The organism is Enterobacter sp. CM29, from assembly GCF_013179605.1.
GTDB classification, from domain to species: domain Bacteria; phylum Pseudomonadota; class Gammaproteobacteria; order Enterobacterales; family Enterobacteriaceae; genus Enterobacter; species Enterobacter intestinihominis.
Window position 1 is genome coordinate 1 of the sequence record NZ_JABMCU010000138.1, and the last position, 12,125, is coordinate 12,125.

Annotated in this window: 8 protein-coding genes; 6 read left to right on the plus strand and 2 right to left on the minus strand. The window is 59.8% G+C overall.

The features are described 5' to 3' along the window. The coding region (locus HP459_RS16135; protein WP_171936480.1) for an MBL fold metallo-hydrolase at nucleotides 1-859 on the plus strand (859 nt) is incomplete at its 5' end. 32 nt (nucleotides 860-891) lie between these two features. Continuing rightward, nucleotides 892-1,233, plus strand: a complete 342-nt coding sequence (locus HP459_RS16140) for a RamA family antibiotic efflux transcriptional regulator (protein ID WP_017694370.1) — start codon at nucleotides 892-894, stop codon at nucleotides 1,231-1,233. A gap of 106 nt (nucleotides 1,234-1,339) precedes the next feature. On the opposite strand, the gene HP459_RS16145 is transcribed toward HP459_RS16140, so the two are convergent. Continuing rightward, nucleotides 1,340-3,484: a TonB-dependent siderophore receptor gene (locus tag HP459_RS16145; protein WP_063149187.1), complete on the minus strand. Its 2,145-nt coding sequence runs from the start codon at nucleotides 3,482-3,484 to the stop codon at nucleotides 1,340-1,342. 123 nt (nucleotides 3,485-3,607) lie between these two features. Here HP459_RS16145 and HP459_RS16150 point away from each other — a divergent pair, with 123 nt between their 5' ends. After that, nucleotides 3,608-5,176 (plus strand): alpha/beta hydrolase-fold protein, encoded by a 1,569-nt coding sequence (locus tag HP459_RS16150; RefSeq protein WP_063149188.1) that lies wholly within the window; start codon nucleotides 3,608-3,610, stop codon nucleotides 5,174-5,176. On the opposite strand, the gene HP459_RS16155 is transcribed toward HP459_RS16150, so the two are convergent. Beyond that, entirely contained in the window at nucleotides 5,162-5,410 is a 249-nt protein-coding gene (locus HP459_RS16155; RefSeq protein WP_003858875.1) for a DUF1158 domain-containing protein, read from the minus strand. The genes HP459_RS16150 and HP459_RS16155 overlap by 15 nt on opposite strands. 488 nt (nucleotides 5,411-5,898) lie before the next feature. Here HP459_RS16155 and HP459_RS16160 point away from each other — a divergent pair, with 488 nt between their 5' ends. The 3 genes from HP459_RS16160 to HP459_RS16170 form a co-directional block, all read left to right on the plus strand. Continuing rightward, nucleotides 5,899-8,607 (plus strand): cation-transporting P-type ATPase, encoded by a 2,709-nt coding sequence (locus HP459_RS16160; protein ID WP_171936481.1) that lies wholly within the window; start codon nucleotides 5,899-5,901, stop codon nucleotides 8,605-8,607. Between the two features lie 111 nt (nucleotides 8,608-8,718). Then, nucleotides 8,719-9,783 carry an efflux RND transporter periplasmic adaptor subunit gene (locus HP459_RS16165; RefSeq protein ID WP_171936482.1) on the plus strand — a complete coding sequence of 355 codons (1,065 nt, stop codon included), beginning with the start codon at nucleotides 8,719-8,721 and terminating at the stop codon, nucleotides 9,781-9,783. A 9-nt stretch (nucleotides 9,784-9,792) separates the two neighbouring features. After that, nucleotides 9,793-12,125: efflux RND transporter permease subunit (locus HP459_RS16170; RefSeq protein ID WP_171936483.1), on the plus strand; the 2,333-nt coding region annotated here is incomplete at its 3' end.

Below are 12,125 nucleotides of genomic sequence, written 5' to 3' on the forward strand. Positions count from 1 at the left end.
CCGTCCTGCGCAGCCGCTGCCGCTGGTGAAAACCGATCTGGCGAGCCTGTCGCCTGAACAGGACACGCTGGTGTGGCTCGGCCACTCCTCCTGGTATATGCAGCTGGCGGGGCAACGAATCCTGATCGATCCGGTTCTGAGTAACTACGCCGCACCGTTCTCCTTCCTCAATAAAGCCTTTGCGGGGGAGTACCCGTGGCGTGCGGAGAGCATGCCGGAGATCGACCTGCTGATTATCTCCCACGATCACTATGATCATCTGGATTACGCCACCATCAAGGCGCTGCTGCCGAAGGTTAAGCGCGTGGTCACCCCGCTGGGCGTGGGTTCGCATCTGCGCTACTGGGGGATGAACCCTGAGATTATCGACGAGCGGGACTGGAACCAGTCGGTACGTATCAGCGATGCGCTGACGGTTCACGTGTTGCCGGCGCGCCATTTTTCCGGGCGCGGCATTAAGCGTAACCAGACCCTGTGGGGCAGCTTTATGTTTGTCTCTCCGGAGCAGAAGGTCTACTACAGCGGAGACTCCGGTTATGGCCCGCACTTCAAAGCGATTGGCGAGCAGTTTGGCGGAGTTGACTTAGCCATTATGGAAAACGGCCAGTACGACCAGGACTGGAAGTACATCCATATGCATCCGGCGGAAACGGCGCAGGCCTCGGCAGATCTCAATGCCAGAGCGGTCGTACCGGGACATAACGGGCGTTTTGTGCTGGCGAAACATACCTGGAACGATCCACTGATCCAGCTGGCGAAAGCCAGCAAGGATAAAAACTACCGGCTGCTGACACCGGAGCTGGGCGAGCCCGTGCGGGTGAGTGATACCACGCAACAATTTCGCGAGTGGTGGGAATAATGTTTAAGCGAGAAGCAGAGGGGGAGAGCAGTATGACGATTTCCGCTCAGGTCATTGATACGATTGTCGAATGGATTGATGACAACCTACACCAGCCGTTACGCATCGAAGAGATTGCCCGCCATGCGGGTTACTCAAAATGGCATTTACAGCGGCTGTTTATGCAGTACAAAGGCGAAAGTCTGGGGCGCTACATCCGCGAACGCAAGCTGCTGATGGCGGCGCGCGATCTGCGTGAGTCAGACGAGCGCGTGTACGATATCTGCCTGCGCTACGGGTTTGACTCGCAGCAGACGTTTACCCGCATCTTTACCCGCACCTTCAACCAGCCGCCCGGGGCGTACCGCAAAGAGAACCATAGCCAGACACATTAACATGTCGCGTGTAGGCCGGGTAAGGCGTAGCCGCCACCCGGCTTTTTTGTGGGCTCGGTGCCCGTAATTGCCCGGTGGCGCTGCGCTTACCGGGCCTACAAATCCCTTACCACCGATAATTCACCGTCGCCGTCACCGTCCGGCCAATCCCGTAGAAGCACGCCGTATCGCTTGCGCATGACGCCACATACTTCGTGTCCGCCACGTTATTGACGTTGAACTGCACGCTTGCCCCTTTCAGGCTGCGGTTCATCTCGCCCAGATCGTAGCGCAGCATCGCGTCATACAGATCCACCGATGGCACCTTAAAGGTGTTCTTCGCATCGCCGTAGCTGGTGCCGATGTAGCGCATCCCCACGCCAGCGGTCAGGCTCTTCAGCACGCCGCCCGGAACGGTATAGCTGGCGAACGCCGATGCCATATGCGCTGGAATGCGCGCAGGCGTTTTGCCTTCTGTTCCCGCCACCGTGGTGCTTTCGGTTTTTGCATCGGTATAAGTGTAGGAGCCAATCAGGTTGATGTTATCCATCAGCGTGGCGTGGATTTCCGCTTCAGCGCCTTTCGAACGCACCTTGCCCGCATTTTCGAACCAGCCTTCAGCGCTGTTATAGGTCGCTACGTTGTCCTGAGTTAAATCGTACAGCGCGAGAGTCATCAGCGTGGTGTCGACCGGCTGATATTTCAGGCCAATCTCGGTCTGCTCCCCGGTAGTTGGCCTGAATGGCGCGACGCCCGGCGCACGGTTGGTTTGCAGGTTCGGCTCAAACGACGTGCTGTAGCTGATGTACGGCGAGAGACCAAAATCGAACGCGTACAGCAGGCCAGTGCGCCAGGTAAATTTGCTGTCGTTCTGCTGCGTAAAGCTATTATCGGTGAAGTCGTTGGTACGCACTTCGCTCCAGTCGTAGCGCCCGGAAACCAGCCACTCCCAGTTGTTCCAGCTCATCTGATCCTGAAGATACAGCCCCATCTGGTCGAGATTTTGCTGCTCGTCGGAGGCCGTTTTGAAGGTGCTTTCATCCACGTTCACGCCGTAAACCGGGGTTGTCCAGTCGAGGTCATACTGTGAGCCGCTCCCGCGCGCCAGCAGCTGTTTATCCTTGCTTGTCTTGTAATCAAACCCGCCGAGCAGGGTATGGCTGACGCTCCCGGTCTCCAGCAGATATTCCAGCTGGTTATCGAGGCCAAATTCATTGGTCGTGCGCTCTTCACGCTGGGCGCGACGGGTCAACACCGTGCTGTTGGCCGCGCTGTTGGCGTAAACCAGATAACGGTATTTCTGCTTGATGGTGGCGTAACGGGCGTTCTGGCGGAAGGTGAGGTTGTCGGCGAACTGGTGTTCCAGCTCGTAGCCAATCATCGTCTGCTCGCGCCAGGACTGATTGTAATTCGGATCGCTGACGTTAAAGTCGCGCGGGATGTACTTCCCGTCGACGCTTTTCACCGTGCCATACGCGGGCAGGAAGTTGCGGTATCCGGCATCCGGATCTTTCTGGTAGCTGGTCAGCAGCGTAAAGCGGGTCTGATCGTTCGGATACCAGGTGATCGCCGGGGCGATCGCCATCCGCGTCTCTTTATAATCGTCCACCTGATTATGCTGCGTACGGGCGATACCGTTCACGCGATACAGTACGCGGCCGTCGTCGCTCAGCCTGCCGCCGAAATCAAACGCACCTTCGGCGAGATCGTTATTGCCGGTGCGGAACTGCACGTTGTGAATGGCCTCCGCCGTCGGGCGCTTGCTGGTCATGCTGATTAACCCGCCAGGATTCACCTGACCAAACAGGACCGACGCCGGGCCGCGCACCAGCTCCACGCGCTCCAGCAGCCACGGGTCAACTGTGCCCGTCTGTGATGAGGCCGTTGCGCCAAAGCTTAAGCCGTCGAGGAATTTTGGCACGTAGCTAAAGCCGCGCACAAACACCTCGTCGTTACGGTTAGACGAGCCCCGGTATTCGGTAAACACGCCCGCCGAGTAGCGCAGCGCCTGCGAAACGGATGTGACGTCCTGCATGTTCATTTGATCGCGGGTGATCACCGATACCGACTGCGGCGTCTTCACAATCTCCGCGCTGGTCTTGGTGGCGGAGAGCGTTTTCGTCGCCACAATGCCTTTTACGGGCGCAGTGGGCTCTTCACTCACGCCCTGCGTCACCGTAATCGTTTCTTCTTTCATTTCTGCATGAGCCGCGACGCTGGTCGTCGCCAGACTCATCAGCCAGAGATACATTATCTTATTATTTTTAAACATTTTTATTGAACGTCCTTGGTTGCTATCGCCATAAAAACACCGGTAAATCGCCGTTGATGATATTGCAAATTATTACCATTTGCATTAGCGTTATTAGCAAATTTCGTTGGGGAACAAGCGGTAATGAAGAGGGTATGGAGTGGGTTGCTGTTGGGGATCGGCGCGCTGCCCGCCGTGGCGGCAACGTGCGAGCAGTCGTCCCGGCAGGGCGATGTTCAGGGAAAGTTTGATGCCAGCGGCGAAGTCTGCTTCTCCCTGCCTGAACTGGGTGAAAATTACGTTTCCGCCACGCTGAATGGCGTGACGGATGCGCGCCTGCTGGATGGGCAAAACCGCCGCATTCGCACGCTGATCGAAAATGGTCCTGCGGACGGGGAACACACGCTGCTGTTTGCCCTGCCGGTGAAACAGAACACCTCGCTGGTGCTACACGGCGAAGCCGGTAAGCCGTGGCGTTTTCAGTGGCGGATGAAAGAGACCTCTCCGTTACCACGCGTGCAGATGCTGGCGCCAGAAAGCCCGACGCTAAAGGCGCTGGCAAACGTCATTTCTGCCGGTGGAAGTACCGAGGCGTTCTGGCAGGCGCAGCGTCGACAGGGAACGCCAATGGTGGAACCGGTAGATGCGAACCATAAGCGCGTGACCTTTCTGTGGCGCGGCGCGCGGGATAACGTCTTCATTCTCGGCTCTCCGGCGGGGGATCACGATCCGCTGTTCCGCCTGGGCAACAGCGACGTCTGGTTCCGCAGCTACGTGGTCCCCGCTGATACGGTGATGCAATATAAGCTCGCCCCCGATGTGCCGATCGTTGAAGGCTCTGCCCGCGATCAACGCCGCGCCATCCTGGTGAGCGCACAGGCCGATCCGCTTAACCCGAACACCTTTGGGGAGCAGAAGGCGGATCGATGGAACCGTTACTCGCTGCTCGATCTCAGCCCGGCGCGCTACTGCTCCGTTCAGGCCACGGCAAAGCCGCTGGTGCACGGGACGTTGAGCCGTCAGAGTTTTTCCAGCCACATCCTCGGCAACGCCCGCGACGTGATGATCTACAAACCGCGCGGCGCACAGCCCGCACGCTGGACGTTAATTCTGTTCGACGGGCAGATTTATCAGGACGAATACCATTTTGCCAACGTGCTGGACGGTCTGATTGCCCGGCATCACCTGCCACCGATTAACGTGGTGTTTATCGACAGCCTCGATCACGCCCGTCGCGGCAACGAGCTGCCGCCGAACCCGGAATTTGCTGACTTTATGGCGCACGAGCTGCTGCCGTGGCTGCGCGGGCTGGGCATCGCGATGCAGCGGCAGAAAACGGTGCTGGCGGGGTCGAGCTACGGGGGAATTGCCTCGTCATGGGTGGCGCTGCGCTATCCGCGCCTGTTTGGCAACGTGCTGAGCCTTTCCGGCTCCTACTGGTGGGCGCCGAAAGGTGACGCCCCCGGCTGGCTGACGCGTCAGTACCAGCAGTCGCCGCCGTATCCGGTGCGCTTCTGGTTACAGGCCGGAAAGTTTGAAACCACGGGGCCGGGCGGCGGCATTTATCGCACCACGCAGGATTTTGAACAGGTGCTGAAGGAAAAAGGCTATCGCGTCAGCTTCCACCCCTCATCCAGCGGCCACGACTACGCGGCCTGGTGTGAAGCGCTGATCCACGGGATGCGCGATCTTACTGGCTTACGACGCCAGTGAAAACCAGCGGCGCCAGATGAAACGCAGGATAAAGAATTCGATGGCGCCGAGCACCAAAAACCATAGACAGAACAGAATGGTGTACAGCTGATTCAGATCGACCATATGAAAGGTCTGAACCAGTTTCTGCGCCAGCACCAGACCCAGCGACGGCGCAGGTAACAGCAGACAGGAGAGCAGGGCCATCAGCAAAATGCCCCCTGCGGTGAGCAGCGATTCTAACGGGTGTTTCATCGTAATGTTAATCGTGAGTTAAAAATGTCATTGTCCGGCATCCTGAAACGTAAAGCAATATCATCCCCACTGGCAAAATTGAGTGAAAGGCCACCGTTATTCTGTGAGTTAATAACGGAAAATAGATAATATTTCCGGGGCGATTAAATTAATATCGCGTAATGTAAATAAACGTCTTTTTCACGAAAATAATTTTACAAAGCTATAGGTGCTATATCCAATTAACGTCGCAATAACAATGGCTGCGACAATGTATAACGCCAGGCGCCGCCCGCGATAAATACCAAACATGCTTCCTCCTCGTTTAGTGTTGGTTTAGAAATATTTTGTAAAAATCAACGCGTCGAAATAATTTTAATCAGTTTTGAATAACCGGGTAGTCAATATATTGCGGTAGATCAATTTAACCCGCAAGACTTAAAAATGAATTATTTAAAGCCAGAAAGGAATTCCGGCTTCCGTCCACCGGATATTGAAGGAAAAATACCATGACCAAAAAAAATTTCTCGCAGAATATGCCACCCGCAGGCGGGCAGGCGTACCAGCAGACCGTAGAGCAGGTGCTTGCTCAGGCGCAGAGCCAGGCGAATGGCCTGGGCCGCACCGAGGCGCAGGCGCGTTTGCAGAAGCATGGCCCGAACGCGCTGCCGGAGAAAAAAGGCAAGCCGGGCTGGCTGCGTTTTCTCGCGCATTTTAACGATGTCCTGATTTACGTCCTGCTGGCGGCCGCCGTATTAACGGCTGTAATGGGACACTGGGTTGATACGCTGGTTATCCTGGGTGTGGCGGTAATCAATGCCTTAATTGGCCACATTCAGGAAAGTAACGCAGAAAAATCCCTGAAGAGTATTCGCAATATGCTCTCCAGCGAGGCGCGCGTAATTCGTAATGGTAACCATGAAACCATCCCGACGACGGAAATCGTCCCAGGCGATATTATTGTGTTGCGCGCAGGAGATCGTATTCCGGCGGATATGCGCTTAATCGAAGCGCATAATTTACGCGTGGAAGAGGCAATTCTGACCGGCGAATCCACCGTGGTGGATAAACACATTAATCCGCTGAGCGGTGAACTGCCGCTGGGCGACCGCACCAATATGGTCTTCTCCGGGACGACCGTAAGCGCGGGCGGTGGCGTTGGCCTGGTCACCGCGACCGGTAAGGATACGGAGCTCGGCCACATCAACCAGATGATGGCGGGCATTGAAAAGCACCGCACCCCGCTGCTGGTGCAGATGGACAAGCTGGGCAAAGCGATTTTCGCCATCATTCTGGCGATGATGGCCGCGCTGTTTGTCTTCAGCCTGGTGTTCCGCGAGATCCCGATGGGCGAGCTGCTGCTCTCCCTGATTAGCCTGGCGGTAGCCTCCGTACCGGAAGGTCTGCCGGCGATTATCTCCATCATCCTCTCTCTGGGCGTACAGGCGATGGCGCGTAAGCGGGCGATTATCCGCAAGCTGCCGACGGTTGAAACCCTGGGCGCGATGACCGTGGTCTGCTCGGATAAAACCGGCACCCTGACCATGAACGAGATGACGGTGAAAGCCATCATTACCGCCGATACGTGCTATCGCGTGGACGGCAACAGCTACGAGCCGGTGGGCAACCTCTACCTCGAAGGCAGCGACGAGCCGGTGCAGATCCAGCCGGGCACCGTGCTGGAGCAGTACCTGCGCACCATCGACCTGTGTAACGACAGCCAGCTGATTCAGGACGAGCGCGGCCTGTGGGGCATCACCGGCGGCCCGACCGAGGGCGCGCTGAAGGTGCTGGCGGCAAAAGCCCACCTCGCACCGGTCGAGACCACCCTGGTCAACAAGATCCCGTTCGACTCGCAGTACAAGTACATGAGCACCCACTACCAGATTGGCGGTGAGGAGCAGATATTGATCACCGGCGCGCCGGACGTGATTTTCGCCCTGTGTGAGCAGCAGCAGACCCGCAACGGTGCGCAAGCCTTTGACCGCGCGTACTGGGAAACGGAGATGGAGCGCTATGCGCGTCAGGGGCTGCGCATGGTCGCCGCGGCGTTCAGGCCAGCGAACGGTGAGCAGGCACTGACTCACGACGACCTGAGCCACGGCCTGATCTTCCTCGGCATTGCCGGGATGATGGATCCGCCGCGTCCGGAAGCGATTGAGGCAATTAACGCCTGCCAGCAGGCGGGGATCCGCGTGAAGATGATCACCGGGGATCACCCGCAGACGGCGATGAGCATAGGCCAGATGCTGGGGATAACCAACAGCGAGCAGGCGGTCACCGGCTATGAGCTGGAGAAGATGGACGACGCCGAGCTGGCCGAAGCGGCGGTGAAGTATGACATCTTCGCCCGTACCAGCCCGGAGCATAAGCTGCGCCTGGTGAAAGCGTTACAGGACAAAGGCGAAATCGTCGGCATGACCGGTGACGGCGTGAACGATGCGCCAGCGCTGCGTCAGGCGGATGTGGGTATTGCGATGGGCATCAAAGGCACGGAAGTCACCAAAGAGGCGGCGGACATGGTCCTGACGGACGATAACTTCGCCAACATCGCCAGCGCGGTGAAAGAGGGGCGTCGCGTTTACGACAACCTGAAGAAGACCATTCTGTTCATCATGCCGACCAACCTGGCGCAGGGGCTACTGATTGTGATTGCGCTGCTGGCGGGGAACATCATTCCGCTGACGCCGGTACTGATCCTGTGGATGAACATGGCGACCTCCGCCACGCTCTCCTTCGGCCTGGCCTTCGAGGCCGCCGAGCGCAACATCATGCGCCGCCCGCCGCGCCAGACCGGGCAGCACGTGATGGACGCCTACGCCGTATGGCGCGTGGCTTTCGTCGGCACCATGATTGCCATCGCCGCCTTTGCGCTGGAAGCCTGGCTGGCCCCGCGCGGGCACAGCGCGGAGTTCATCCGCACCGTGCTGCTCCAGATGCTGGTCTGCGCCCAGTGGGTGTACATGATTAACTGCCGCAACACCGAAGGGTTCTCCCTGAACCGCGGCCTGCTGGCGAACAAAGGGATCTGGCTGGTAACGGGCGTACTGTTCCTGCTCCAGGCGGCGATCATCTACCTGCCGTTTATGCAGATGCTGTTCGGCACCGAAGCACTGCCGCTGCGCTACTGGTTCGTGACGCTGGCGGTGGCGGGGGTGATGTTCTTCGTCGTCGAAATCGAGAAGCGACTGACCCGCAGGTTCCGTAAGGCTGCATAACTAAAACCTTACCCCTCACCCTGCCCTCTCCCCAAAGGGGAGAGGGTGTTCAAGTTCCCTCTCCCCTTTGGGGAGAGGGTTAGGGTGAGGGGTAAATACTGAGGTATTCCCATGAAATTCCCACTTCTGTTCGCGCTCCTCGCCGCTACCCTGCCGCCCGCATTCGCCGCAGTCATTCCCGTGCGTGTCGCCACCGTGGAGCAGACCGCCCACGCCGCCGAACGTCAGATCCCGGGTCGCATCGAAGCGATTCACACCGTTGAACTGCGCGCGCGTACGGAAGGCGTCATCACCAGAATCCACTTTCGAGACGGCCAGTACGTGAAAAAAGGTGACGTGCTGTTCGAGCTGGACGACGCCGAGCCGCGCGCCGCCCTGCGCCTGGCGCAGGCCGAAGTGAAAAGCGCCGAAGCCACGCTGCGTCAGGCGCAACAGCAGCTGTCCCGCTTCGAAAGCCTGGGCAGCAGCAACGCCATCAGCCGCCACGACGTGGACAACGCCCGCATGCAGCGCGACGTAGCGAGCGCCGCGCTGGAGCAGGCGAAAGCCCGTCTCGACACCCGCAGCGTCACCCTCAACTACACGCGCATTACCTCACCGATTGACGGACGCGTGGGGCACAGCAACTTTCACGTCGGCAGCCTGGTGGATCCTGCCAGCGGTGTGCTGGTAGAGGTGGTGCAGCTCGATCCGATCCGCATCGCCTTTGCGCTGGAAGAGGGCGCGTTTGCCACCAAAGCCGGACAGCATGCGGATATCAGCGCCATGAAGCAGGCCTGGCAGGCGCTGATTGACAGCAACGGCCAGCGCGTCAGCGGGGAACTCACCTCCGTAGACAACCGCATCGACCCGCGTACCGCCAGCGTGATGCTGCGCGCCGAGTTCGCCAACCCGCGCCATCAGCTGCTGCCCGGCGGCAATGTGAACGTCTACCTGCGTCCGGCAAGCGAGCAGCCTGTCCTGACCCTGCCCGCCGCTGCCGTACAGCAGAATGGCGACGGGTTCTTCGCCTGGGTGGTTAACGCCGAGGATAAAGCCGAAATGCGTCCGCTGAAGGTCGCCGGGCAGATGGGCCAGCAGTTCCAGATTGCCTCCGGCGTTAAGCCCGGTGAGCGAGCAATTACTGACGGTGCGCAGCGCGTGCAGCCAGGCGCTGCCGTTCAGATACTGAATTAAGGAGCCATCATGCTGACGTTTTTCATCAAACGCCCGCGCTTTGCGATGGTGATTGCGCTGGTCATCACCCTGCTGGGGGCCATCGCGCTGAGGATTATTCCGGTGGAGCAGTACCCGCAGATCACACCGCCGGTCGTGAATGTGTCAGCGTCATGGCCGGGCGCCAGCTCGGCTGACGTGGCGGAGGCCATCGCCACGCCGCTGGAGACGCAGCTGAACGGGGTGGATCATATGCTCTATATGGAGTCCACCAGTTCGGACGAAGGCACGTATAGCCTGAACATCACCTTTGCGGCGGGCACCGATCCGGATCTCGCCGCCATCGACGTGCAGAACCGCGTGGCGCAGGCCGTGGCGCAGCTGCCGACCGAGGCACAGCAAAACGGCGTGCAGGTGCGCAAGCGCGCCACCAACCTGATGATGGGGGTAAGCCTTTACTCACCAAATAACACTCACACGCCGCTGTTCGTCAGCAACTACGCCAGCACCCAGGTGCGCGAGGCGCTGTCGCGACTGCCGGGCGTCGGGCAGGTACAGATGTTTGGCGCGCGCGACTACAGCATGCGCATCTGGCTGCGTCCGGACCGCATGAATGCCCTGAACGTGACCAGCGATGACGTGGCGCAGGCGCTGCGCGAGCAGAACGTGCAGGGGGCGGCAGGCCAGGTCGGCACGCCGCCGGTGTTTAACGGCCAGCAGCAGACGCTAACCATCAACGGGCTAGGGCGCTTAAACCAGGCCGACGACTTTGCCAACATCATTATCCGCACCGGGGAGATGGGCCAGCTGGTGCGCCTGAAGGACGTCGCCACCATTGAGCTTGGCTCGCGCAGCTACAGCTCGGGCGCGCAGCTGAACGGGCATGACTCCGCCTACCTTGGCATCTACCCGACGCCGTCCGCTAACGCCCTGCGCGTGGCCGATGCGGTGCGCGCGGAGCTGGAACGGTTATCCACGCGCTTCCCGGACGATCTGGTCTATGAAGTCAAATTCGACACCACCTCGTTTGTGGCCGCTACCATCAAAGAGATTGGCGTCTCGCTGGCGCTGACGATGCTGGCGGTGGTGGTCGTGGTGTCCCTGTTCCTGCAAAGCTGGCGCGCGACGCTGATTGTCGCCCTTGCCATTCCGGTGTCGCTGGTGGGCACCTTTGCGGTGCTCTACGCGCTCGGCTACTCCGCGAACACGCTCAGTCTGTTCGCCATCATTCTGGCGCTGACCATGGTGGTGGATGACGCCATCGTGGTAGTGGAGAGTGTCGAAACGCTGATGGCGGAAGGGCAGAGCCGCACGGCGGCGACCGCGCTGGCGCTGCGTCAGATTGCCGGGCCGGTGATTGCCACCACGCTGGTGCTGCTGGCGGTGTTTGTACCGGTGGCGCTCCTGCCGGGGATCGTGGGCGAGCTGTACCGCCAGTTCGCGGTGACGCTCTCGACCGCCGTCACGCTCTCAAGCCTCGTGGCGCTGACCCTGACGCCCGCGCTTAGTGCGATGCTGCTGCGCCCGCGTCCGGCACAGCCCGCCGCCGTTTTCCGTGGGTTCAACCGCGGGCTGGACGCCACGCGCACGCTTTACACCCGGATCGTGAGCGTGTTCAACCTCCGTCCGTGGCTGGCGCTGCTGGCCACCGCAGGCGCGGCGGCGGTGGTGGTATTCAGCTTTATGTCGATGCCAAAGGGCTTCCTGCCTCAGGAGGATCAGGGCTACTTCTTCGCCAGCGTCCAGCTGCCAGAGGCAGCCTCGCTGGAGCGCACCGAAGCGGTGATGACCACCGCGCGCGAGCTGATCGCTAAAAACCCGGCGGTGGAAGACGTGATTCAGGTCTCCGGGTTTAACATCCTCAACGGCACCAGCGCATCGAACGGCGGGTTTATCTCCATCATGCTCAAAGACTGGAGCGAGCGTCCGCCGCTGGATGAGGTGATGGGCACCCTTCAGCGCCAGCTGCTGGCCCTGCCGGAAGCCACCATCATGACCTTTGCACCGCCGACGCTGCCGGGGCTGGGCAACGCCTCCGGCTTCGATCTGCGCATTCAGGCACAGGCGGGGCAAAGCCCGGCGGAGCTGGAGCGCGTAACTCGCGAGGTGCTGGCGAAAGCCAACCAGCACCCGCAGCTGAGCCGCGTGTTCACCACCTGGAGCAGCAACGTGCCGCAGATGACGCTCACCGTTGACCGTGAGCGCGCGGCCCGCCTCGACGTGCCGGTGTCGCGCATCTTCAGCAGCCTGCAAACCGCCTTTGGCGGCACGCGCGCCGGGGATTTCAGCGTCAACAACCGCGTCTATCACGTGGTGATGCAGAACGAGATGCAGTGGCGCGAGCGCGCAGAGCAAATCAGCGA

Bases quoted from the DNA above. Each gene is read 5' to 3' on its own strand.
- HP459_RS16165 (WP_171936482.1), top strand. From the start codon at position 8,719: ATGAAATTCCCACTTCTGTTCGCGCTCCTCGCCGCTACCCTGCCGCCC.
- HP459_RS16150 (WP_063149188.1), top strand. From the start codon at position 3,608: ATGAAGAGGGTATGGAGTGGGTTGCTGTTGGGGATCGGCGCGCTGCCC.
- HP459_RS16160 (WP_171936481.1), top strand. From the start codon at position 5,899: ATGACCAAAAAAAATTTCTCGCAGAATATGCCACCCGCAGGCGGGCAG.
- HP459_RS16145 (WP_063149187.1), bottom strand. From the start codon at position 3,484: ATGTTTAAAAATAATAAGATAATGTATCTCTGGCTGATGAGTCTGGCG.
- HP459_RS16140 (WP_017694370.1), top strand. From the start codon at position 892: ATGACGATTTCCGCTCAGGTCATTGATACGATTGTCGAATGGATTGAT.
- HP459_RS16155 (WP_003858875.1), bottom strand. From the start codon at position 5,410: ATGAAACACCCGTTAGAATCGCTGCTCACCGCAGGGGGCATTTTGCTG.